Below are 21,875 nucleotides of genomic sequence, written 5' to 3' on the forward strand. Positions count from 1 at the left end.
GGCTGTCTAGCGCGGACGCGACCCGTAATCGCCGAAGGGGTCGTCCCGCTCCCGGACCGCCTCCCGGAAGCCGATCTCCTGGGCCCGCTCGACGAACCCCAGGCCCTCCCGCGTGTGCCGGGCGATGCCGTCGAACAGGGTTCCCAGCGTGCGGGACGATGCGAACCCCATGTTCTCCACCGTCTGGTTGCACAAGAGCTTCAGCATCACGAGCTGAGAGACGGGCAGGCGGGCCATGCGCTCGGCCAGGCCGACCGCGCGGTCCAGCAACTCCCCGTCGGGGACCGCCTCGAGGATCAGGCCGATCTCGGCGGCCAGGGGAGCCGGGATCTCGTCTCCCGTGAGCAGGTAGCGCTTCGCCCGCTCGAGGCCCATCCGGTACACCCACATCGCCGTCGTCGGCGTCCCCCACACGCGGGCCGGGGGGTACCCGAAGACCGCGCCCTCCCCCGCCACGATGAGGTCGCAGCACAGGACCATGTCGGTGCCCCCGGCGATGCACCAGCCCTGCACGGCAGCGATCGTCGGCTTACGCGCGTACCAGAGCTTCATGTACGTCTGGACGAAGCTCCCGATCCCCTCCATGTCGCGGACCGAGTCCCACCCCTGCTCGTGGGACTGCGCCTCGGTCGACCAGTCCAGTCCGTAGCCGGCGCAGAAGGCGGGACCCTCGGCCCGGAGGAGGATGACGTGGACGGACGGGTCGCGGTCCGCCTCGTCGACGGCCGACGCGAGCTCGTCACGCAGGGCCGGGGTGATCGTGTTGTACTCGGCGGCCCGCGTCAGCACCACGTGCCTCACGCCGGACCGCGTCTCCGTCCTCAGCGTCTCCACGACGGCTCCCTATCGCTCGGGAGCAGAGCCTAGCCCAGGCCCCCGGACGTAGGAGAGCCGGGCCCTGGGGAGGCCCGGCTCCTACGCTGCTGAGGGGGTGCGCTCGACCAGTGAAACGCGCGGGAGCCTCATGGCCGTCGCACCTGTCAGGCGAGCGACTCCTCCCAGGCCCGCGAGAGCGCGGCCCAGCGGCCGGGTTCGAGGGCCAGGTCCTGAGGGGTCCCGTCCTCGACGATGCGCCCGTCCTCGACCACCAGCACCCGGTCCGCGACCTCCACGGTGGCCAGACGGTGGGCGATGATGAACGCGGTCCGGTCGCGCAGCACCACCTCGAGCGCGCGCTGGATCAGCCGCTCCGATGGCATGTCGATCGACGAGGTCGCCTCGTCGAAGATGATCACCTGCGGATCGGCGAGGAAGGCGCGGGCGAGCGCGACGAGCTGCTTCTGTCCGGCCGAGAGCCTCCCGCCCCTCTTGCGGACGTCCGTGTCGTACCCCTCCGGCATCAGATCGATGAACGTGTCGGCCCCCACGACCCGGGCGGCCTCCACGACCTGCTCTCGCGTGGCGTCCGGACGTCCGAACGCGATGTTCTCGGCCACGGTCCCGCCGAACAGGAACCCCTCCTGGGTGACGAGGACGACCGCCCGGCGCAGCTCGGCGATCGGGACGTCGCGCAGCGAGACCCCGTCGAGCGTCACCCGGCCCTGCTGGGGGTCGTAGAAGCGCGCGACCAGCTTCGCGATCGTGGACTTCCCGGCTCCCGTGGGCCCCACGAGCGCGACGGTCTGTCCGGCCGGGACCTCGATGGTGAGGTCGCGGAGGACGTCCACCTCGCGGTACCTGAACGTCACCCCCTCGAAGCCGACGCGGCCGGTCCAGGTCCGCGATACGGCGCGATCCGGCGCGGGATCGGGGACGTCCGGCTCCTCGTCGAGCACGCCGGACAGCTTCTCGAGCGCGGCCGCTGCGGCCTGGAAGATGTTGTAGACCTGCGAGAGCTCCTGGACGGGCTGGAAGAACTGGCGCACGTACAGAAGGAAAGCGACCAGGACGCCCACCTCCATCGCGCCTCCCAGGACGCGCCGTCCCCCGAAGAACAGGACGGCCGCGGTGGCGATGTCGCCGAGCAGCGATATCCCCGGCCCGAAGACCGAGGACGCTCGGACCGACTCCATCGAGGCGTCGCGGTATCGCCCGTTGACGTCGTCGAAGATCTCCTGGTTGCGCGGCTCCCGCCGGTAGGCGTGCACGGCGCGGATCCCGCCCAGCGACTCCACGAAGTGGATGATGACGAGGGCGATCGCCTCGCGGACCCGGCCGTAGATCCTCTCCGAGGTGTGCCGGAACCACCAGGTGAGCCCGACGACGAACGGGAAGACCGAGAGCGTGACGAGGGCGAGCGGCGGGTCGAGCGTGAAGAGCGCCACCCCGATCCCCACGAGCGAAAGGACCGCCGTCGGCATCGTCACGAGGCCGGTGTTGAGCAGCTCCGCCAGCGCGTCGACGTCGGAGGTGAGCCGGGACATGATCCGCCCCGTCGTGTACCGCTCGTGGAACCCGATGGAGAGCCTCTGGAAGTGGTCGAAGACGCGCCGGCGCAGATCGAACAGGATCAGCTCGCCGTTCCGCCCGGTGACGCGCAGGTACCCCCGCAGCGTGAGAGCCTCGAACGTCTGGATGACGGCGTAGACCACGACGACGGTCACGAGCACGCGCAGGGAGCGGGCCCGGAGCCCGTCGTCGATCGCGATCTTCACCAGGTACGGGCCCGACAGCAGCGCGGCGGCGTTCGTCACCACGAGCACGGCTCCCAGGACGATCTGCTTCAGGTGAGGTCGCAGCAGGGAGCCGAGCAGGGCACGGCTGCGCCGGCGCAGCAGACCGGACAGCCTCCCGGTGCGCTCCTCCTCGGAGACGGTCTCGGACGCCACCCCCCTCCAGCTCTGGACATCGGCGCTCATGCGTGCACCCCGCTCACATCTGCCGCCAGCACCTCTCTGTACAAGGGGACGTCGCGCAGCAGGTCGTGGTGCGTACCGGTCGCCACGATCCGTCCCTCGTGGAGGAGCGCCACTCGGTCGGCCAACAGCAGCGTCGACGGACGGTGCGCCACCAGGACGGCGGTCCGGCCCTGCAGGATCGAGCGCAGCGACGCCTCTATGGCCGCTTCCGTGTGCACGTCCACCGACGACATCGGGTTGTCCAGGACGAGCAGACGCGGACGCCCCACCACCGCCCTCGCCAGCGCGAGCCGCTGGCGCTGCCCGCCGGACAGCGAGTACCCCTGCTCACCGACGCGGGTGTCCAGACCCCAGGGCAGGTCGCGCACGAAGGCGGCAGCCTGGGCGAGCTCGAGCGCCTCCCACACCGTGGCGTCGTCGGCCTCCGGGTTCCCCATGAGCAGGTTCTCGCGCACGGACAGGGAGAACAGGATCGGATCCTCGAACGCCACCCCGACGTGTCCTCGCAGCGGGCGCACGGACAACTCCCGGAGGTCGATGCCGTCCAGCGTCACCCGGCCCGCCGTGGGGTCGTAGAAGCGCGCGATCAGCGAGGTGAGCGTCGACTTCCCGGACCCGGTCATCCCGACGACGGCCAGCGTCTCCCCCGGTGTGACCTCGAGCTCGAGCCGGGACAGCACCTCCCGCGAGGTGCCCGGGTAGGTGAACGACACGTCCTCGAAGCGCAGCCGTCCCTCCGTCGAGGTCAGCTCGACCGCCCCGGGGGCGTCCGCGATCTCGGGTTCGGTGTCCAGGATCTCCCAGATGCGCTCGGCGGCGGCGTGGGCCTCCTGCCCGCCCGCGATGATCCAGCCGATGTCGCGCACCGGCCACACGAGCATCCCCTGGTAGGTGATGAAGGCGACGAGGGCGCCCAGGCTCATCCCGCCGTCCATGACGCGCAGCCCGCCGACGAGCAGGATGACGACCACGTTGAGGCCGAGCAGCGCGTTGTCGAGCGACCAGAACCCCGCCCGCGAGTAGACCTGCTCGAGGTTGATGTCGACGAGCGTTCGCGCGTGCCGCTCGTACAGGGCCGACCGCTGGGCCTCCCGGCCGTACGACTTGATGACCCGCACGCCTCCCGCCGACTCCTCGACCACGTTGGTCAGGTCGCCGAGCTGATCCTGCGAGCGGCGCGAGACCTCACGGTACCGGCGGGCGAAACGGTGGCTGATGAAGATGACGGGCGTGCAGAAGCCCAGCGTGGCCAGGGCCAGCCACGCGTCGAGACGGAAGAGCCAGAACATCACCCACAGGAAGGTCTGGCCGAGGATGAACAACCAGAGGAGCCCGAAGCCGAGGAACCGCCGGATCCGGCCGATGTCGCTCACCGCGCGGGAGACGAGCTGTCCGGACTGCCACCCGTCGTGGAAGCCCACGTGCAGGCTCTGCAGGTGCGCGTACAGCCCGCTGCGCAGATCCCGCTCGACCCCGAGCGAGACGGTCCCGGTCGCGTTGCGGCGTAGGAACCCGCAAGCGGTGGCGATCGCGCCGAGAGCGAGGGCCGCTGCGGCGTAGCGTCCGACCAGATCCGCCCGCCCGGCCTCCACCACGTCGTTGACGAAGCGCTCGAACACCTTGGGTAGGAGGACCTGCGCGACGATCATCACCGACGAGACGGCGGCCGCGAAGAGCAGGTGACCGCGGTAGGGCCGGATGACGGGAGCGAGCCTGCGCAGGGGTCCGGCCGGGCGCGGCTCGCGCCCGGCGCGCGTTCGGTCCTCGACCAGCTCTCCGTCCATGGCCCCCTCCAGGCGCGCGGGCTCCCGCGGACGGGAGCCGAGACGAGCCGCCTATCCTACAGGGGCTGCCGGACCTGTCAAACGGCCCGGCGGAGCTGCTCGAACATCCAGTACATGAAGGCGACGTAGGTCAGCGCCCCCAGGAGGATGCCCGCCGCGACCGCCCGCAGCGACGGACGCCACACCCAAACGAAGAGGGCGAGACCGGCGGCCGCGGCGAGACCGAACTCCGGACGGGTGATCGCGTCCAGCACCCACGCGGCCACGAGCACGAGGGCGGTGAGCGAGTAGGCGACGCCGAACAGACCGACGCGTCGGACCCACGGCCACGCGCCGCTACTCGACGCCGATGAGGTAGGGGTAGTGCGGCTGCCCGCCACGGTGTACCTCCACCTCCCCCCCGAACGCATCGGCGACCCGCTTGCCGAGCTCGTGCGCCGACCACTCGTCGATGCCCTCCCCGTACACGAGCGTCACCAGTGAGCCGTCGCCCTGGACCATCTCCTCGAGCACCTGCATGACGGTCTGGGCCGGGTCGTCGCCGATCGTGACCACCTGTCCGTCGCGCATGCCCAGGCACTGGCCGCGCTCGACGTGTCCGACCGGGGTGTCCGCGGACCGGACCGCGTAAGCCACCTCCCCGTGGCGGGTCCGCTCGGTCTCGGCCGACATCGCTTCGACGACGGCGTCGAGATCTCCCTCCTGGTCGAACGAGAGCAGAGCCGTGAACGCCTGGAGCGGCGACTCGGTGGGGATCACCTCGACCCGCTTCGCGATCCCCTCCTCGACCGCGACCTGCGCGGCCGTGCGCGCGCTCGCGATCACGTTCTTGTTGTTGGGCAGCACGATGACCTGTTCGGCCCGGGCCGCGCGCACCGCGCGGATGATCTCCTCCGCCGAGGGGTTGAACGTCTGTCCGCCGGGGACGAGACCTCTCACACCTAGCGACCTGAAGACGGCCAGGATGCCATCGCCCGCCGCGACGGCCACCACCCCCAACGGGGTCAGGGGGCCCTCCTCCTCCGGCTCTCCCTCGCCCCGCATCCGGGCGAGCACGGCCTCCGTGTGCACCTCGGCCACCTGATCCTGCATGTAGGTGACCTCGATCTGGCGGGGCCGGCCGACCTCGAGCGCCTCCTCGATCACCGCGCCGACGTCGTCGGTGTGGACGTGAACGTTGAACACGCCGGACCCCCCGACGACCAGGACGCAGTCGCCCAGACGGTCGAGCGTCCGCCGGTAGGACTCCACTCCCGTGTCGTCGTCGGCGTACAGCAGCATCTGGACCTCGAACGGGTACTCCAGCGAACCGCCGTCGGCGGCCGCGGCTCCTGCCTCCGATCTCGGCAGGTCGACCCGTGGCTCGGGGAGCGGCGTCCCGTCGAGCGTGTTGAGGAGCGACTCGAGCAGGAGGACGAGCCCCCGCCCTCCCGCGTCGACCACCCCGGCCTGGGCCAGCACGGGCAGGAGCTCCGGGGTGCGGGCGAGCGCTTCTCGGGCGCGTTCGAGGGAGTGCCTCACCACCTCGACGGCGTCCGAGCCCGACACGGACCCCGCCGCGTCGGCCGCCTCGCGCGCCACCGTGAGGATCGTCCCCTCCTGGGGTCGGAGCACCGCGCCGTAGGCCCGGTCGGCCGCGGCGCGCAAGCCTTCGGCGATCGACCTACCGCTCATCTCATCCGCTTCGGCTATCCGCTCGCACAGGCCCCGCAGCACCTGGGACAGGATCACCCCGGAGTTCCCGCGCGCCCCCATCAACGATCCGCGCACTATCGCGGCCGGGACGTCGTCCGCCCCCTCGAGCTCCCTGCGGACCGCCTCGACCGTGAGCCTCATGTTCGTGCCCGTGTCGCCGTCGGGGACGGGGAACACGTTCAGCGCGTTGATCTCCTCCTGGAACGCGGTGAGCGCGTCGGCGTACACCTCGACGAGGCGGCGCAGCTCGGAGACGGGCAGGGTCGTGTCCGCACCCATGGGGAAGCCATGCTACCGTTGTTCGTCATGGCAGCGAAGTGCGACATCTGCGGCAAGGGCCCGTCGACCGGGTTCAACGTGAGCCACTCCAACCGCCACACGAAGCGTCGGTGGAAGCCGAACCTGCACTCGATGCGCGCGAGCATCAAGGGCAGCGTGCAGCGGGTGAAGGTGTGCTCGTCCTGCCTGTCCGCGGGCAAGGTAACCAAGGTCGTCTGAGCGCCTCCGGCGTCCCCACCATCCCGCTCCACCGGCGGGTCGCGCGCGCGTCCCTCGACCTTCCCCCTCGCCGAACCCCTGGCTATACTCACCGCGAGGGTTTTGCACCGGGCACCTGTACCCCATTGCAGTTCCCTCCCCGCCCCCCTGGGGCGGAGCACGTGTAGGCAGAGAGGAGGGGCGCGGGATGCCCGAAGGAACCGTGAAGTGGTTCAAGAACGAGAAGGGCTACGGCTTCATCACGGGTGAGGACGGCCAGGACGTGTTCGTCCACTACTCCGCGATCCAGTCGGAGGGTTACAAGTCGCTGCACGAGGGCCAGAAGGTGTCCTACGACGTCGTGCAGGGGCAGAAGGGGCCGCAGGCCTCCAACGTCGTCCCCCAGTAGCTCTAGCTGACCCACGACGCGGGCTCGCCCTCGGGCGGGCCCGCTTCACGTTCCGAGGTCGAACGCGGGGTTGACGGGTCCGATGCCGGACCCGATCTCCAGGTGAGCCTCGATCGCCCGGGTCACGAAGGCCTTCGCGGCGGCAGCGGCGTCCGGCACCGCCAGACCCTTCGCGAGGCCGGCGGCGAGCGCGGCGGAGAGCACGCACCCCGTCCCGTGCGTGTGCTTCGTAGGGAGCCGGGGGGCATCCAGCAGCGTCACCGTGCGCCCGTCGGTGAGCACGTCGGTCGCCGCCTCCGAACCCAGGTGTCCGCCCTTCAGAAGCACCCAGCGCGGTCCCAGCGCGACGAGCTCGCGAGCCGCGTCCACGTCCGGCTCCCGGTCGTCGACCGCCCGACCCAGCAGCCCCTCCGCCTCGGGCACGTTAGGGGTCAGGACGGTGGCGAGCGGCAGGATCTCTTCGCGCAGGGCGTCGACGGCCGACGACCTCAGCAGCGGATCCCCGTGCTTGGACACGAAGACGGGGTCGCAGACGAGGTTCGGGACGGCGTGCTCGCGGAAGGCCTCGGCCACGACCCTCACGATCTCCTCTGACGAGAGCATCCCGGTCTTGGCGGCGTCGCACCCGATATCGGTCACGATCGCCCGGATCTGCTCGGCCACGAACCCCGGCTCCACGTCGAGGACCCCGCTCACCCCGATCGTGTTCTGTGCGGTCAGGGCGGTGATCGCCGAGGTCCCGTGGACGCCCAGGGCAGTGAATGTCTTCAGGTCGGCCTGTATGCCGGCGCCCCCGCCGGAGTCCGACCCGGCGACGGTCATCGCGCGCGGCGTCATGCGTCCAGCCTATCGGCGGGGAGCGAAGTGGTCCCACCCTCCGGACGGGAGCGGCTCACGCTCCTCGCGCACCAGCCAGAGCCCCTCGTCCACCACGCGCCCGATGGGGTGCAGCCCGGACGGGAGCGGGCGGTCCGGACGCGCCGCCACCAGGAGCTCGAAGTCCTCACCGCCCCCCAACGCGAGCTCGAGCGGGTCCCACCCCCGGGTCGCGGCCGTTCGCGCGGCCGCCTCGGACACGGGCACCCGGGCGGCTTCCACCTCTAGCCCGACCCTCGATGCCTCGGCGAGCCGGCGCAGATCGGAGAGCAGGCCGTCGGACAGGTCCATCGCCGCGGTCACGCACCCGGACGCCCGGAGCGCGCGTCCGGCGTCCACCCGGGCCCTCGGACGTCTGTGAGCCGCCACGCACTCGTCCTCCTCGGGCGACCCGGCGCCGTCCGCCTGCAGGACCCGCACCCCGGCTCCCGCGGCTCCCAGCGGGCCGGTGACCGCGAGGACGTCACCCACGCGCGCCGCCGACCGCACGAGCGGCTCTCCCTCGACCGTTCCGAGGGCGGTGACGGCCAGCGTCAGGACCGCCGCCGCGACCGTGTCCCCTCCCACGATGCGGCACCCGTACGCATCGCATGCTTCCCGCAGACCCTCGTAGAGCTCGTCGACCACCCCGGGGGGCGTCTCGGTCGGGAGGCCGAGACCCACGAGCAGCCAACGCGGCTCGGCCCCCATGGCGGCGATGTCCGAGACGTTGACGACGGCCGCCTTCCAACCGATATCGGCGGGGGACGACCAGTCCGGTCTGAAGTGGACGCCCTCGACGAGGACGTCCACGGTCGCCACGACCGACTCGCCCGCCGCCACCGCCAGGACCGCGGCGTCGTCCCCGAGGGCCTCGAACCCCGGCCGCGCGCGCAGGCGCCTGAGGAAGTCGAACTCAGCCTCCACCCGGCCACGCTAACCGGCCCGACCGCCCTGTCGTCGGGCCGCGCGTGACCGATACTGAGGTCATGCATGTGGTGATCGTGGGAGCGGGCGAGGTCGGGATGTACGTGGCCGACCGGTTGAGCCGGGAGGGGCACGACGTCGCCCTCATCGACCTCGACCGCGACCGGATAGCCGAGGCCGACGAGGTGCTCGACGCTCTCACCGTCCAGGGGTCGGGCTCGAGCCCCGTGACGCTGGCGGCCGCCGGGATAGACCGGGCCTCGCTGCTGGTCGCGGTTAGCGACGACGACGAGACCAACCTCGTGGCCTCGATGATCGCGAAGCAGCTCAGCTCGGCTACGACGATCGTCCGCCTCGAGAGCGACGACCTGCGCGGGACCGACGCCAGCCGTCTGCGGAAGGCCATGGGGGTCGACCGCGTCATCGACCCCGACCAGGAGACCGCCGAGGAGATCTTCGAGCTGTTGCAGTTCCCCGGTGCGAGCGAGATCTTCCGGATGGTCGGTGGCGAGGTGATGGTCCTCGGCGCCCGGCTCCCGCCCGACGCGCCGGCGGTCGGCCGGACGCTGCACGACCTCGCCCGTGAGCACGAGCCCCATTGGGACTTCCTGATCGGTGTAGTGACGCGCCGCGGACAGACGATCATCGCCCGCGAGGACGTGCGGCTCGAGGCGGACGACCACCTCCGCGTCGTGTGCAACCAGCGCGGCCGCCGTCAGCTCCTGCGACTGCTGGGGCTGGCCCGGGACCTGCCCAGGCACGTCATGCTGCTCGGTGGGGGCCACACCGGGCGCATCCTCGCCGAGCGGCTGGAGCGGCGCGGTGTCGCGCCGGTGATCATCGAGCGCAAGCCGGCCCGAGCGGAGGAGCTCGCGAGGCGCCTCGAGCGGACGCTGGTGCTGCAGGGCGAGATCACCGACTCGGACCTGCTCACCGACGAGGGCGTCTCCAAGGCGGACGTCGTCGTCGCCCTCACGGGTGAGGACGACGCCAACATCCTGGCCTGCCTGTTCGCGAAGGCGGCGGGGGCGAAGGAGACGATCGCGGTCGCCCACCGCCTGTCCCTGCTTCCTTTGCTGCGGTCGATAGGCATCGACGCCGCCCTCTCTCCGCGCACCGCGATCGCGAACGCCGTGCTGCGGTACGTGCGCGGCGGCGAGGTCTCGTCGGTGATGACCTTCCTCGAGGGTGAGGCCGAGGTGCTCGAGGTCGACGTACGGGAGGGCAGCATGGCGGACGGCGCGCTCGTGGCCGAGCTCCCCCTCCCGAAGGACGTCCTCATCGGGATGGTGATACGCGGCGGCAACGCCGAGATCGCCCGGGGACGGACCCGGCTGCACGACCAGGACCGGGTGATCGTCTTCGCCCTCCCGAAGGCCGTTCCCCAGGTCCACCGCATCTTCGGCGCGTCGTGAGACTGCTCTCGAGGCGTCCTTCGGGGGGCTTCGCGCCCGACGCGCGCTTCGAGAAGCGGGAGCGAGCCGTCGCCCACGTGTCGGGACTCGTCCTCGGGGTCGTTGGCGTGGGGATCGTGGTGAGCGCCGTCGTGGACGCGGTGACCGGTGGACCGCACGCAGTGCGGCTGGGCTTGACCGGGCTCGGCCTGGCGCTCCCTGGGTTCGCGGTCTGGAGGTTCACCCGGCCGCCCGCCCGTCTCCCCATCGCCTCCATCTACGCGGCGGTGCTGACCGCTTGGGTGGTCCTCTCGATCGCGGGCGCCATCCCTTACATCGTGACGGGCACCCTCAGCGCGTGGCACGACGCGCTGTTCGAGTCGATAGCCGGGTTCACGACCACGGGGGCCACCACCCTCTCCGGCCTCGATGAGCTGCCGTCGGGGATCTTGTTCTGGAGGTCGATGACGCAGTGGTTCGGGGGGATGGGGGTCATCGTCCTCGCCGTTGCCGTCCTGCCGTTCCTCGGGGTCGGTGGGCTCTCGCTCATGGAGGCAGAGGCTCCGGGTCCATCCTCGGAACGGCTCGTGCCTCGGGTCCGGGAGACCGCGCGGCGGCTCTGGCTGCTCTACCTCGGGCTCACGTTCGTCATGATCGCCGCGTACCTCGCGGCGGGGATGTCCCCCCTCGACGCGGTCAATCACTCCTTCACCACCGTGTCCACAGGGGGGTTCTCCACCCACGACGCCTCCCTGGCCCACTTCGGGTCGGCGGCCGTCGAATGGGTCGCGATCGTCGGCATGTTCCTGGCCGCCGGGAGCTTCGCGTTGTACTGGCGGATGCTGCGCGGGCGCCCTGCCGCGTTCCTGAGGTCGATGGAGGCCGCGGCCTACGTGGCCATCGTCCTCACCTTCATCGCGATCGCCGTCGGTTGGCGGGCAGTCACCGAAGGGTGGGCGCACGATCTGGTGCGCGGCTCGATCTTCTCCGTCCTCACCGTCATCTCCACTACCGGGTACGGGACCGACGACTTCGCGATCTGGGCTCCCCCGTTGCAGCTCATGCTGCTGTTCGGGATGGGGCTGGGGGGGATGACGGGGTCGACCGCGGGCGGGTTCAAGGTGTACCGACTGCTGGCCATCCTCGCGTACGCCCGCCGGCAGATCGTTCACCAGCTCCACCCGCGCAGCGTGAACGTCGTGCGGATGGGGAACGAGGTGGTGCGCGAGGACGTCGTCGCGCGGACGATCGGGTTCTTCGGGCTGTTCATGGCGGCCGGCGCCGCGGCCACCTTCGTGGTCGCCGCCACCGGGGAGGACATGGTCACCTCGATCTCCGCAGCCGCCTCGTCGATCGGCAACGTGGGCCCGGGGTTGGGCGCGGTCGGACCGACGCAGACCTTCGCCGTCCTCGACCCGGTGGCGCGGGTGACGCTCGCGTTGCTGATGCTGATCGGCCGGCTCGAGATATTCCCGGTCCTGTTAGGCGTCGTACCGGTCTACCGGGTGATCGACGACCGGGTCCGAAGGCTCAGGATGGGCCGGATCCGCTGATCAGGCGGGTCCGGCGCTCCGGACCTCCTCCGCCACGCCGTCCGCGTACCGCTCGAAGTTCTCCTTGAACATCCCGGCCAGCTTCGAAGCCTGCTCGTCGTAGGCCGCTCGATCCGCCCATGCCTCGCGCGGGACGAGCACCTCCGACGGGACATGCGGACACGTCATCGGGACCTCGAGGCCGAAGACCGGGTCGGTGGTGGTCTGCACCTCGTCGAGCTTGCCCTCCAGCGCTGCGCGCAGCAGCGCGCGTGTGTGTGGGAGCGACATGCGGTGACCCACCCCGTACGGACCCCCCGTCCAGCCCGTGTTGACGAGCCAGACGCGGGAGCCGTGCTTCGTCAGCTTCTCCCCCAGCATCTTCGAGTAGACGTGGGGAGGGAGCGGGAGGAAGGGAGCCCCGAAGCAGACGGAGAACGTGGCCTCGGGCTCAGTCACTCCCCTCTCCGTGCCCGCGACCTTCGCCGTGTATCCGGACAGGAACCAGTAGCGCGCCTGCTCGACGGTGAGCCTCGAGATGGGCGGCAGCACGCCGAACGCGTCGGCGGTCAGGAAGACCACGTCGGCAGGGTGCGCCCCGACCCCCTCGAGGGTGACGTTGGGTATGAAAGCGATCGGGTACGACCCGCGCGTGTTCTCGGTGATCGAGGCGTCGTCGAGGTCGATCGACCGGGTGACCGGGTCGACGACCACGTTCTCGAGGATGGTGCCGAACCTGCGCGTGGTGGCATAGATCTCCGGCTCCCCGCTCTCGGAGAGCCGGATCACCTTCGCGTAGCACCCGCCCTCGAAGTTGAACACCCCATGGTCGGACCACCCGTGCTCGTCGTCTCCGATCAGCGTGCGCGTGGGATCGGAGGAGAGGGTCGTCTTGCCCGTCCCGGACAGCCCGAAGAACACAGCCGTCGTGCCGTCCGGTGCCATGTTGGCCGAGCAGTGCATCGGGAACACGTCCTGCAGCGGGAGGAGGTAGTTCATCACCGTGAACATCGACTTCTTGATCTCGCCCGCGTACGACGTGCCGCCGATGATCACCTCGCGCCGTCCGAGGTTCAGGATGACGAAGACCTCGGAGTTGGTGCCGTCCACGGCCGGGTCGGCCTTGGCCGAGGGGGCGTGCAGGACCGTGAAGCTCGGGCTGTGGTCCTCCAGCTCGGAGGCGGGAGGCGGGATGAACATGTTGCGCGCGAACAGCGTCGCCCAGGCGAACTCGGAGACGACGCGCAGGGGTACCCGGTACCGGGGGTCGGCGCCCACGTGGCAGTCGAGCACGAACCGCTCCGCGGAGTTCAGTCGGTCGACCACCTTCTGACGCAGCCGCTCGTAGGAGGCCTCGTCGATCTCCTGGTTGACCTTCCCCCACCAGACCCGCTCCTCGCTCGAGGGCTCCCGGACGACGAACTTGTCCCCGGGGGAGCGCCCCGTGTAGGGGGCGGTGACCGCGCAGAACGCGCCCTCCGAGGTGAGCACGCCCTCTCCGCGCGCGACCGCCCTCTCGATGAGCGCGGCCGGCGGCAGGTTCCAATGCGTCGGAGGGCCGTCGGCGAGCCCCTGCAGCTCCAACCCGTACCGGCTGCGCAGGGCCCGGGATGCGTTCAACGGAGAACCTCCTATCGGTCGGGTCCGCACGCGCCCCCGGGTGCGAACGCGATAAGGGTATCCAACGGTCGAGGGGGCGACCAGTCGGCCGGTTTGACCGCAGGAGGCCGCCGCCCGCAGGCTGTTCGCGATGCGATCGCTGATCCTGGCCCTCGTCACTACGGGCTTGTCCCTGCTGGCTCAAACGCCCGCCGCTGCACAGACGCAGCCCGCGCCCCCGGCTCGCGCGGCGTGGGTCACGTTCGTCTCGCTGGTGGCCGTCCTCGTGCTCGTCATCTTCTTCACGGCGGTGACCGGACGCGGCGTCGGGCCCCGCCCACGTCTGGGACAGGCCCCCGACGACCATCACGACCACGACGCCCACCGATCGGGCGAGACCGCCGTCGACCAGATGCCCGCGGCCACGGACACCGAGGCCCCTTCGGCGGCGGAGGAGGCCGTGGAGGCCCCGTCGAAGACGGAGGCGACCGAGGATCCGCGTACGGACTAGCCGCGGGTCAGCAGGCTCCTAGCTTCATCCTCCTCGACCTGCCGGAAGTCCTCGTACCACTGCCCTACCGCGTAGTAGGGCTCGGGCGTGTACGGACAGGCCACCTCGTCGAAGACCGTCTGCATCCGTTCGACGCCCGCGCGCGGCGCGACGGGGACGGCTAGGAGGAGGCGCCCGCCCGTCCCCGGTCTCAGCAGGCGCGCGGCCGCCTCCGCGGTCCGGCCCGTCGCGATCCCGTCGTCGACTACCACGACGTCCCCGTCCCATCGCGGGGTCGGGGGCCCGTCGCCCCGGAGGGCGGCCTGCCGGCGGAGCGCCTCCGCGCGCTGGTCCGCGATCTCCCGCTCGAGGTAGTCCCGACCGATATGAAGCCTGGCCACCAGGTCCGCATCGACCACCGGCTCCCCCACCGTCCCGACGGCGCCGATCGCGAGCTCGGGGTTGGACGGCGCGCCGACCTTCCGGACGACGATGACGTCGAGGGGGGCGTCCAGGTGGTCGGCGAGGATGCGGGCCACCGGTATCCCCCCGCGCGGGACCGCGAGGACGAGTGGGTCGCGCGGTCCGAGCGCTATCAACGGAGCGATCAAGGCGGTCCCGGCCTGCGCACGGTCCCGGAAGGGGAGCTCACCCTCCATCGGTCGACCCTACCGCGGTTGCGGCGCGTCTCCCGCTACGGCTAGCCTCCACTGCACCGGGAGACGACGAAAGGAGCTGGGCCGTGGCGGTGGAAGCCTACATCCTGATCCAGACCGAGGTGGGCAAGGCGGCCTCGGTGGCCGAGGCGGCGTCCAGGCTCGCCGGGGTGACGTCGGCCGAGGATGTCACCGGGCCGTACGACGTGATCGTGCGCGCTCAGGCGGAGACCGTCGACGACCTCGGCAAGCTCGTCGTCTCGGAGATCCAGAAGGTCGAGGGCATCACCCGCACCCTGACCTGTCCGATCGTCCACCTGTAGGCCCTCAGACGCCGACCTCGTCGTCGTGCGCGGCCGCTCGGGCGGCCTCCAGCTCCTGCTTGCGCAGGTGCCGCTCGAGGGCGTGGTCGAGCAGGAGGGCGACGACCTCGGTGAAGGGCCGCCCGGTCGCCTCCCACAGCATCGGGAACATGCTCGACGGGGTTATCCCCGGGAGCGTGTTGATCTCGTTCAGCAGGAGCCGCTCGGAGGCGGGGTCCCAGAAGAAGTCGACCCGCGCCATCCCGGCGCAGTCGATCGTCCGGAAGGCGCGCGCTGCGAGGTCGGCGATGCGGTCCGCCACAGGAGAGGGGATATCGGCCGGGATGCTGATCTGCGTCCAAGTGCCGCGGTACTTGGCTCGGTAGTCGTAGAACTCCCCGTCCGGCACGACCTCGCCCACCACCGACGCCATCAGCTCGCTCCCCGACTCGATCAGTCCGATCTCTAGCTCGCGGGGTCCACCCGCCGCCTCGACGATCACGAGCGCGTCGTGGGTGAGCGCGCGTGCGACGGCGTCGTCGAGCTCGCCGGGTTGTGCCACCTTCGATATCCCGACGCTCGACCCCAAGCGCGAGGGTTTCACGAAGACCGGGAGCCCGAGCGCGGCGATCTGCCCGCGTACGCCATCCCGGTCCCTGCGCCACTGCGTGTCGCGGAACGCCACGTGGTCGACGACGGGGAGCCCGGCGGCGCGGAACATCACCTTCTGGGTCACCTTGTCCATACCGGCGGCCGAGCCCTGGACGCCCGCCCCCACGTAGGGGACGTCGGCCAGCTCGAACAGACCCTGCACGCACCCGTCCTCCCCGTACGGACCGTGCATCACCGGCCAGGCCACGTCGACCCCGTGGTCCCGGGTCGGGTCCGGCACGAGATCGAAAGGCTCCCCTCCCGGCGGCACGCGATCGATCTCGGCTGGGTCGCACCGGACCCAGGCCCCGTCGCGGGTGATCCCGACCGGTACGCCCTCGTGACCGAGCGACCGGACCGCGTCCAGGACGGCGCGGGCGGACACCACGGACACCTCGTGCTCGCCGGACCGGCCTCCGAACAGGACCAGGACCCGCATCTCAAGCGGTCTCCGGGGGCAGGACGAGCCTCCCGCCCGGTCCGATCGCGTTGCCCGACGCCCTCACCGCGTCGACGACATCCGGCGCGAACCCCATCCTCCCGAGTGCCTCGATCGCGGCGGACGGTTCTTCGGCCCGCCGCCAGGGCCTGTCCGAGACGAGAGCCTCGTAAACGTCGCTCGCCCCGAGGATCTGGGTCTCCAGGGAGACCTCGTCCCCCTTGAGCCCGGCGGGGTAGCCCGAACCATCGGGTCGCTCGTGGTGCCCGGCGATCGCCGCCACCGGCAGACCCCAGGGGCCCAGGGGAGCCAGGATGTCCGACGAGATCCGCGGGTGGCGCATCATCGCGCGGCGGATCTCTAGCTCAAGCGGAGCCGAGGTACCCAGCGGCAGGTCGAGGACGACCAGGCCGAGGTCCTGGAGCCGCCCGGCCAGCTCGAGCCACCCGACCTCTACGTCGGGCAGGCTCAGCTTCTTCGCCGCCTCCCGAACGATCGCGCCGGTCCGTCGCGAGTGACCGGGCGTGCGGCGTGCGCCCGTCTCGTGGGAGTCGATCAGGAGGCTGAACACGGACAGCATCCCCTCGGCGAGGCGGAGCGCGTCGGACCGCTGCCCGTCCCCCGCCGATCGAAGCGCCTCCACCACCCGCTCCACGACATCCGTGAGCTCGGCGATCTGCGACTCGGACGGTCCGGACGCCGGAGCCGGCTTGAGGAAGTGGTCGAGCACGCGCGCTACCTTCGCCAGCACGTCGTCCTCTGGGCTGGGGACCACGATCAGGTCGCCGAACCCTCCGCCCATCGCCGTGGCCAGGTCGACCGTCTGGCCCCGAGGGACGAGCAGGATCCGCTTGGCCGGACCGGCGGAACCGAGCGCGGCCGCGGCATCGCGGTCCGCGACCAGGAGCTCCGAGATCTCGAGCTCGGGTGACCGCGGGTCGGGGGTAGGGAGGATGACGACGGAGAGTCCGGCCGACCTGAGCACCGACCCCAGCCACTCCGCCGCTTCGAGATCGTGGGAGACAACGACGACCCGCACCCCAACAGCATGGCGGCTCCCGCGCCGCCCCGCACGGCGCTAGGGAGCGACGAGTCCGAGCCGGATGGACTCGCGCACCGCCTCGGCGCGGTTCTTCACCTTCAGGCGTCGGTAGATGCGGCGGATGTGGGTGTGCACCGTCCTCTCGCTTATCCCGAGCCGTCCGGCGATCCGCCGGGCGGACCACCCGCGGCAGAGCAGGTCGATGATCTCGCGTTCACGGGGCGTGGCCGACGCCGCGCCGCGGGACGCGTCGACGATCGATCGGGCGCGACGCACGATCGTGCGCATGGCCTTGGCGGCCGCGTCGGGCGGGAGGTACGACCCGCCCGCGTGCAGCGCCTCGAGGGCCTCACGGATCTGATCCGCGCTCGATGACTTGGGGAGGTACCCGGCGGCCCCCGCGTCGACCGCGTCGTAGATGACCTCCTCGCCGTCGTGCACGGTGAGCACGAGCGCCCGCACCTCGGGCATCTCGTCGCGGAGCCTACGGATCGCGTCTATCCCGCTCATCCCGGGCATCTCGACGTCCATGAGGATCACGTCCGGATCAAGCTCCGGCGCCGCGGCCACCGCCTCCGCCCCCGTCGCGGCCTCGCCCACGATCACCGCCCACGGCACCTGCCCGACCATGAGCCGCATCCCCTCGCGGACGATCTCGTGGTCGTCGACGATCATCACCCGCATCGGGGGTCCCCGTCGGGCGCGAACCGCAGAACCACCTCCACGTTCCCGGGCGAACCCTCCACGTGCAGCGATCCTCCGTCGTGCCGAACGATCGTCTCGGCGAGGGCGAGCTTCCACGCGCGCCCGCCTCCGTACGCGTCGGATCCGGGTGCACGGACGGTGACCTCCTCTCCGTCCACCCACGCCGCGCACCCGTCCGAGGCGAGCGCGAGCACGACCGCCTCGACGGCCAGCCTGATCCGTCCCTCGACACCCGCGACCGTCTGCGAGCGGTGGACGTGCACGGGAACACCGGCCAGCTCGCCGGCCGCCTCGGCTATCGCCGCGAGATCGACCTCGCGCTCTAGGCCGTCCGGGAGCCGGGCGAGCGCCAGCAGGGCGCCCATCAGCCAGTCCAGGCGGTGGGCATGCCTGACGACCACGTGGGCGAGCCCGGTCCTCGTCGAAGCGGGCAGATCGTCCCCGCGGTCGGCGAGGGTCTGAGCGCATCCCTGCATGGAAGCGAGCGGGTTCCGGAGCTCGTGCGCGAGCTCGCGCACCAACGCCGCGAGAGCATCTCGCACCGCGGGATCGAGGGGGGCCGCCGCATCCGTCGTCACCTCGCCACCGTAGGTCCGCAGGGTGGCCGCGTTCGATGGTCCCCGCGGGTGGTCCGGGTAGTCCGGTCGGCGGGGGTCCTCGGAGCACCGCCCGGGCGCCTATCCTTCCCACATGTCCGACCCCGTGGCCGTGGTCCCCGTCCGGACGGTCGCGCCCAAGCAGCGGCTGGCGTCCGTCCTATCCGCGGCCGATCGCGGACGGCTCACCGTCGTGCTCGCATCGCACGTCGTGGGGTGCCTCCTCGAGGCCGGACTCGAGACGCTGGTGCTGTGCCTCGGCGAGCTGGACATCGGTCACAGGATCGAGGTCGTGCGCGACGAGGGACCCACCATCAACGGCGCGCTGGACCGGTTGATCGCGAGCCTGGGCCGGCCCGTCCTCGTCGTGGCGGCCGACCTCCCCTACGCGACGGCCCGGTCGGTGGAGGAGGTCTTGGCCGAGCAAGGCGACGTCGTCGTCGCCCGGACCGCCGACGGCGGCACGGGAGCCCTGCTCATGCGGAGGCCGGTCCGGACCGCGTTCGGACCCCGCTCCGCCCTCGCCCACGCGTGGCTGGCGCACCAGGAGCGCCTACGCACCCGCGTCGTCGAGGTGGACGGGCTCGACCGCGACCTCGACGATCGCGCGGCCCTCACGAGCGCCATCGCTCGAGCGCCCGCCCTACGGGGATGGTCGCTCGACGGGGGCGCGCGGCCGCCTTCGCCCCTTGCGTGACCCCGCGCCGGACATGAGAGCGCCGGGCCCCTCCAGGGGGCCCGGCGCGGCGATCCGGGTCCGTGCTAGCGCTTCGCCTTCGCCTTGGCCTTCGGCTTCGCCGCCTTCTTCGGGGCCGCCTTGCCGCCGGCGCTCTTCTTGGTGCCGCTGACCGTGTCCTTGAAGCCCTGACCCGCCTTGAACGCCGGGACCTTCGAGGCCTTCACCTTGATCGTCTCGCCCGTCTGAGGGTTGCGCGCCGTCCGGGCCGCGCGGTTGCGGCGCTCGAACGTGCCGAAGCCGGGGATGGAGACCCTGTCCCCGCGGGCGACCGCGCCCTGGATCGCGTTGAGCAGCGACTCGACCGCGGAGGTCGCGTCGCGTCGGCTCAGGTTCGCGTCCATCGAGACGCGGGAGATGAGATCGCTCTTGTTCAAGATCCCTCCTTGCGTTGGGCTGTGCCGTCGACGGCAAACGATAACCGCATGGGAGCCGCCGATGCGAGCCTCTCACGCCTCGGTCGCGACGGGATGCGGTACCCTTTACCGCGAACGGCGGCCCCGTCGTCTAGCGGCCTAGGACACTGCCCTCTCAAGGCAGCGGCGGGGGTTCGAATCCCCTCGGGGCCTCCAGGTGCGACTACGTGAGGTCGGAGTCCTCCTCCTCGCGTAGCCGCCCGTAGCGCTCGATGAGCCTATGGGCGGACTCGATCAGGTCCTCCACCCTCTGACCCGACGGTTGCCACCGGCACCACAACTCGAGGTTCTCGAGGCGGTTGTCCGTCCGGATGCCGTTGCGATGATGGACCGACTCACGAGCGGTCAGTGGACGACCGAGCGCGGCCGCCATGACGAGGCGATGCTCGGGGTAGGGGGTCCGACCGTTCGTGAGATGCCGCAGCTCCGGCGGGACCGGCACCTCCCGGTACCCGTGATGGATGTGCCCGGTGCCTCCAACCGCCCTGATGGGCTTGTGGGCCATGACGTCGCCGTACCGCAAGAGACGCGAGTGGTGCGTCTTGCAGAGGCCGCGACCGTGGGTGGGACGTCCGCACGTCGCGACCGAGCAGATGCGTTCGCGGCCATGGGTCCTCAATGGCTCGTCGTGGCCGCGCTGGCTGCCGCGGATGAGCCGTTGGTGATGCCCGTGACACAGGCCGCGCGCGTCAACCTTCTTCGAACACCCGTGGACGAGGCAGGCCCCCCGACCCCGCCGGTTCCGGAGCACCCTCTCCGCCTCCCCGTGCCGCAGCCATCTCTTGTAGTGCATCTGGCACAGGTCGCGGGAGTACACGGCCCGGTCGCACGCCGGGATGGAACAGAACATGCGTTCCATGGTAACGCTTCGGGCTGACAGGCTCAGTGCGCGGTCCAGCTCCCGGCCGTCTCCCGGTACGCCACCCACGCCTCACCGGCCGGCACCTGTGCGTTCTGCCATCCGGTCCGAGGCACCGAGAACGCCGTCCCGGCCGCCGCGCAGGCCTCCGCGCCCTGATCCCAGGACCCCGCCGGACCGGTGACGGACCAATGCGTCCCGTCGAAGCACACGTACGGACGCGGCTCCTCGCATCCGTCGCTGCGGAACCGCCCGTCTCCCCCGCGGTAGGCACAACCGCTCGCGGCAGGGTCCCCGGGAGCCCACGACCAGACGACCGCGTCCAGCCTCGGGTCGTCGGGGGTGAGGTGGTCGAAGCCGAGGAGGTTCACGCCGCACGCGACCATGCGAGCGGTCTCGGCAGGCGGCGTCTCGCCGACGTCACCGGTCATCGCCTGCAGCCAGGTGCCACCGTCGTAGTACCGGATGAAGCTCGACGCGTAGTCGCGGCGGGCACGGTCGGCCTCGCAGTCGAAACCGTCTCCCGGCCCGCTGTTCCCCTCGAGCCAGGTCGGCCCGCGCAGGTGCACGAAGGAGCCCCACTCCCCGGCCACGGCCGGGTCGCAGTTGCCGACCATCACGACGCGGTGCCCGGCCGCGACGATCTCCGCGCGCGACATGTCCATCGGGAGCGGAGCGCACCGCTGCGCGGGCGGGCGCACCAGCCCTCCGAGCTCGTGCGTGATGGCGGCCGCCGCCGCGGCGTGCGCAGCGGGGCTCCCATCGAGGTGGTTCTCCATGTAGAGGAGCAGGAACTCGTGGGGGTTCGCGTCGAGCCACGCGCGGATCTCGGCGAGCCCGTGGCGCAGGTGACGCTCGGCGGTGCAGCCGGGGTGCTGTCCCGACTCCGAGCGCCCGTGACACAGGATCGGTGCGCGTCCGCCCTGCGCCGGGTCCCCCTCCACGCTGGGAGCCCAGTGGACGTCCAGCTCGAGGCTGCGCATGTCCAGGCGGAGCTGGTCCGTCATCGAGAGCACGTGGTTCGCGTCGTACCCGGAGAGCGTCGGCGGGTACGCGAAGGAGTTGTACGAGTTGTGGGTGGCGGGGATGAGCGCATGCCGGAGCGGGATCTCGTCGTCCAGCGCCCGCTGCAGGGTCAGGGCCCGGTGCGTCCACGAAGCCTCGTACGCCTCGACCGCGGCTGGGGAGACGTCCCGGCCGTCGCCCGCCCGGCACGTGTCCTGGGGGGCCCCGCCGTAACGGCAGAGGGCGGCCGAGATCCAGACGAGGGACTGAGCGCTGCGGCACAGACGTGGGGCGTGCGCTCCCGCGTGGGAGACGCAGGAGTCGACGGCGTCCTGTCCCGTGACCTGGGCGCGGGCCGGGCCGGCGGCGAGGGAGACCGCCACCAGCGCGCAGACGACCGCGACCGCTCGCAACCTGACCATGTGCATCACCTCGCCGACGGGAGGCTCCTCCCTGCCGTGTCGTCGCCCCGCGCTACCATCCCGCCACTTCCCGCATCGGCCTTCCC

At 71.3% G+C, this 21,875-nt stretch carries 23 protein-coding genes and 1 tRNA gene; 8 read left to right on the forward strand and 16 right to left on the reverse strand.

The window, feature by feature from the left end; genetic code table 11:
* Positions 1-6: 6 nt before the first annotated feature.
* The 5 genes from VM840_04355 to VM840_04375 all read right to left on the reverse strand — a co-directional run bounded on the left by VM840_04355 (position 7) and on the right by VM840_04375 (position 6,556).
* Entirely contained in the window at positions 7-834 is an 828-nt protein-coding gene (locus VM840_04355) for a crotonase/enoyl-CoA hydratase family protein (protein ID HVL80809.1), read from the reverse strand.
* A gap of 146 nt (positions 835-980) precedes the next feature.
* Entirely contained in the window at positions 981-2,798 is a 1,818-nt protein-coding gene (locus VM840_04360; protein ID HVL80810.1) for an ABC transporter ATP-binding protein, read from the reverse strand.
* Positions 2,795-4,582 carry an ABC transporter ATP-binding protein gene (locus VM840_04365; protein HVL80811.1) on the reverse strand — a complete coding sequence of 596 codons (1,788 nt, stop codon included), beginning with the start codon at positions 4,580-4,582 and terminating at the stop codon, positions 2,795-2,797. Before VM840_04365 ends, VM840_04360 begins: the two co-directional genes overlap by 4 nt.
* Before the next feature lie 77 nt (positions 4,583-4,659).
* Positions 4,660-4,962, reverse strand: a complete 303-nt coding sequence (locus VM840_04370) for a hypothetical protein (protein ID HVL80812.1) — start codon at positions 4,960-4,962, stop codon at positions 4,660-4,662.
* Positions 4,919-6,556 carry a DAK2 domain-containing protein gene (locus VM840_04375; protein ID HVL80813.1) on the reverse strand — a complete coding sequence of 546 codons (1,638 nt, stop codon included), beginning with the start codon at positions 6,554-6,556 and terminating at the stop codon, positions 4,919-4,921. Before VM840_04375 ends, VM840_04370 begins: the two co-directional genes overlap by 44 nt.
* 27 nt (positions 6,557-6,583) lie before the next feature.
* Between VM840_04375 and rpmB the strand changes: the two genes are divergently transcribed.
* Entirely contained in the window at positions 6,584-6,775 is a 192-nt protein-coding gene (rpmB, locus tag VM840_04380; GenBank protein HVL80814.1) for a 50S ribosomal protein L28, read from the forward strand.
* Positions 6,776-6,962: 187 nt separating this feature from the next.
* Positions 6,963-7,163, forward strand: coding sequence for a cold-shock protein (locus VM840_04385; GenBank protein ID HVL80815.1), 201 nt, complete (start codon positions 6,963-6,965; stop codon positions 7,161-7,163).
* A gap of 45 nt (positions 7,164-7,208) precedes the next feature.
* Here VM840_04385 and thiD read toward each other — a convergent pair whose 3' ends face one another.
* Both thiD and thiL read right to left on the reverse strand, forming a co-directional pair.
* Positions 7,209-8,000: a bifunctional hydroxymethylpyrimidine kinase/phosphomethylpyrimidine kinase gene (gene thiD / locus VM840_04390; protein ID HVL80816.1), complete on the reverse strand. Its 792-nt coding sequence runs from the start codon at positions 7,998-8,000 to the stop codon at positions 7,209-7,211.
* Positions 8,001-8,009: 9 nt separating this feature from the next.
* The gene (gene thiL, locus VM840_04395) at positions 8,010-8,945 is read right to left on the reverse strand and encodes a thiamine-phosphate kinase (GenBank protein ID HVL80817.1); all 936 of its coding nucleotides are present in this window, start codon (positions 8,943-8,945) and stop codon (positions 8,010-8,012) included.
* 44 nt (positions 8,946-8,989) lie between these two features.
* On the opposite strand from thiL, the gene trkA reads away from it, so the two are divergent.
* Both trkA and VM840_04405 read left to right on the forward strand, forming a co-directional pair.
* Complete coding sequence (gene trkA / locus VM840_04400; GenBank protein ID HVL80818.1) at positions 8,990-10,360, forward strand: Trk system potassium transporter TrkA; 1,371 nt, start codon at positions 8,990-8,992, stop codon at positions 10,358-10,360.
* The gene (locus tag VM840_04405) at positions 10,357-11,892 is read left to right on the forward strand and encodes a TrkH family potassium uptake protein (GenBank protein HVL80819.1); all 1,536 of its coding nucleotides are present in this window, start codon (positions 10,357-10,359) and stop codon (positions 11,890-11,892) included. Before trkA ends, VM840_04405 begins: the two co-directional genes overlap by 4 nt.
* Here VM840_04405 and pckA read toward each other — a convergent pair whose 3' ends face one another.
* A complete protein-coding gene (gene pckA / locus VM840_04410) occupies positions 11,893-13,473 on the reverse strand; it encodes a phosphoenolpyruvate carboxykinase (ATP) (protein HVL80820.1) in 1,581 nt (526 codons plus the stop codon).
* Between the two features lie 148 nt (positions 13,474-13,621).
* Here pckA and VM840_04415 point away from each other — a divergent pair, with 148 nt between their 5' ends.
* On the forward strand, positions 13,622-13,981 hold the full coding sequence (locus VM840_04415) for a hypothetical protein (GenBank protein HVL80821.1): 360 nt from the start codon (positions 13,622-13,624) through the stop codon (positions 13,979-13,981).
* On the opposite strand, the gene VM840_04420 is transcribed toward VM840_04415, so the two are convergent.
* Positions 13,978-14,619, reverse strand: a complete 642-nt coding sequence (locus VM840_04420; protein HVL80822.1) for a phosphoribosyltransferase family protein — start codon at positions 14,617-14,619, stop codon at positions 13,978-13,980. The two genes, VM840_04415 and VM840_04420, sit on opposite strands and share 4 nt — an antisense overlap.
* A gap of 89 nt (positions 14,620-14,708) precedes the next feature.
* On the opposite strand from VM840_04420, the gene VM840_04425 reads away from it, so the two are divergent.
* Positions 14,709-14,939 (forward strand): Lrp/AsnC ligand binding domain-containing protein, encoded by a 231-nt coding sequence (locus tag VM840_04425; GenBank protein ID HVL80823.1) that lies wholly within the window; start codon positions 14,709-14,711, stop codon positions 14,937-14,939.
* Between the two features lie 4 nt (positions 14,940-14,943).
* Here the strand turns inward: VM840_04425 and VM840_04430 are convergent, their stop codons facing one another.
* The 4 genes from VM840_04430 to VM840_04445 are packed head-to-tail and all read right to left on the reverse strand — an operon-like array spanning position 14,944 to position 18,333.
* Positions 14,944-16,008 carry a D-alanine--D-alanine ligase family protein gene (locus VM840_04430; GenBank protein ID HVL80824.1) on the reverse strand — a complete coding sequence of 355 codons (1,065 nt, stop codon included), beginning with the start codon at positions 16,006-16,008 and terminating at the stop codon, positions 14,944-14,946.
* Between the two features lies 1 nt (position 16,009).
* Positions 16,010-17,047: an HD domain-containing phosphohydrolase gene (locus tag VM840_04435; GenBank protein ID HVL80825.1), complete on the reverse strand. Its 1,038-nt coding sequence runs from the start codon at positions 17,045-17,047 to the stop codon at positions 16,010-16,012.
* A 39-nt stretch (positions 17,048-17,086) separates the two neighbouring features.
* A complete protein-coding gene (locus VM840_04440; protein HVL80826.1) occupies positions 17,087-17,734 on the reverse strand; it encodes a response regulator transcription factor in 648 nt (215 codons plus the stop codon).
* A complete protein-coding gene (locus tag VM840_04445; GenBank protein HVL80827.1) occupies positions 17,725-18,333 on the reverse strand; it encodes a histidine kinase dimerization/phospho-acceptor domain-containing protein in 609 nt (202 codons plus the stop codon). Before VM840_04445 ends, VM840_04440 begins: the two co-directional genes overlap by 10 nt.
* A 112-nt stretch (positions 18,334-18,445) precedes the next feature.
* Between VM840_04445 and VM840_04450 the strand changes: the two genes are divergently transcribed.
* Positions 18,446-19,048 (forward strand): hypothetical protein, encoded by a 603-nt coding sequence (locus VM840_04450; GenBank protein ID HVL80828.1) that lies wholly within the window; start codon positions 18,446-18,448, stop codon positions 19,046-19,048.
* A gap of 65 nt (positions 19,049-19,113) precedes the next feature.
* Here VM840_04450 and VM840_04455 read toward each other — a convergent pair whose 3' ends face one another.
* The gene (locus VM840_04455; GenBank protein HVL80829.1) at positions 19,114-19,464 is read right to left on the reverse strand and encodes an HU family DNA-binding protein; all 351 of its coding nucleotides are present in this window, start codon (positions 19,462-19,464) and stop codon (positions 19,114-19,116) included.
* 119 nt (positions 19,465-19,583) lie between these two features.
* On the opposite strand from VM840_04455, the gene VM840_04460 reads away from it, so the two are divergent.
* A tRNA-Glu gene (locus VM840_04460) sits at positions 19,584-19,659 on the forward strand.
* A 7-nt stretch (positions 19,660-19,666) separates the two neighbouring features.
* Here the strand turns inward: VM840_04460 and VM840_04465 are convergent.
* Positions 19,667-20,353, reverse strand: coding sequence for an HNH endonuclease (locus VM840_04465; protein HVL80830.1), 687 nt, complete (start codon positions 20,351-20,353; stop codon positions 19,667-19,669).
* 32 nt (positions 20,354-20,385) lie between these two features.
* Positions 20,386-21,789, reverse strand: coding sequence for a hypothetical protein (locus VM840_04470; GenBank protein HVL80831.1), 1,404 nt, complete (start codon positions 21,787-21,789; stop codon positions 20,386-20,388).
* Positions 21,790-21,875: the final 86 nt, after the last annotated feature.

It is taken from the genome of Actinomycetota bacterium, assembly GCA_035540895.1.
Lineage (GTDB): Bacteria > Actinomycetota > JAICYB01 > JAICYB01 > JAICYB01 > DATLFR01.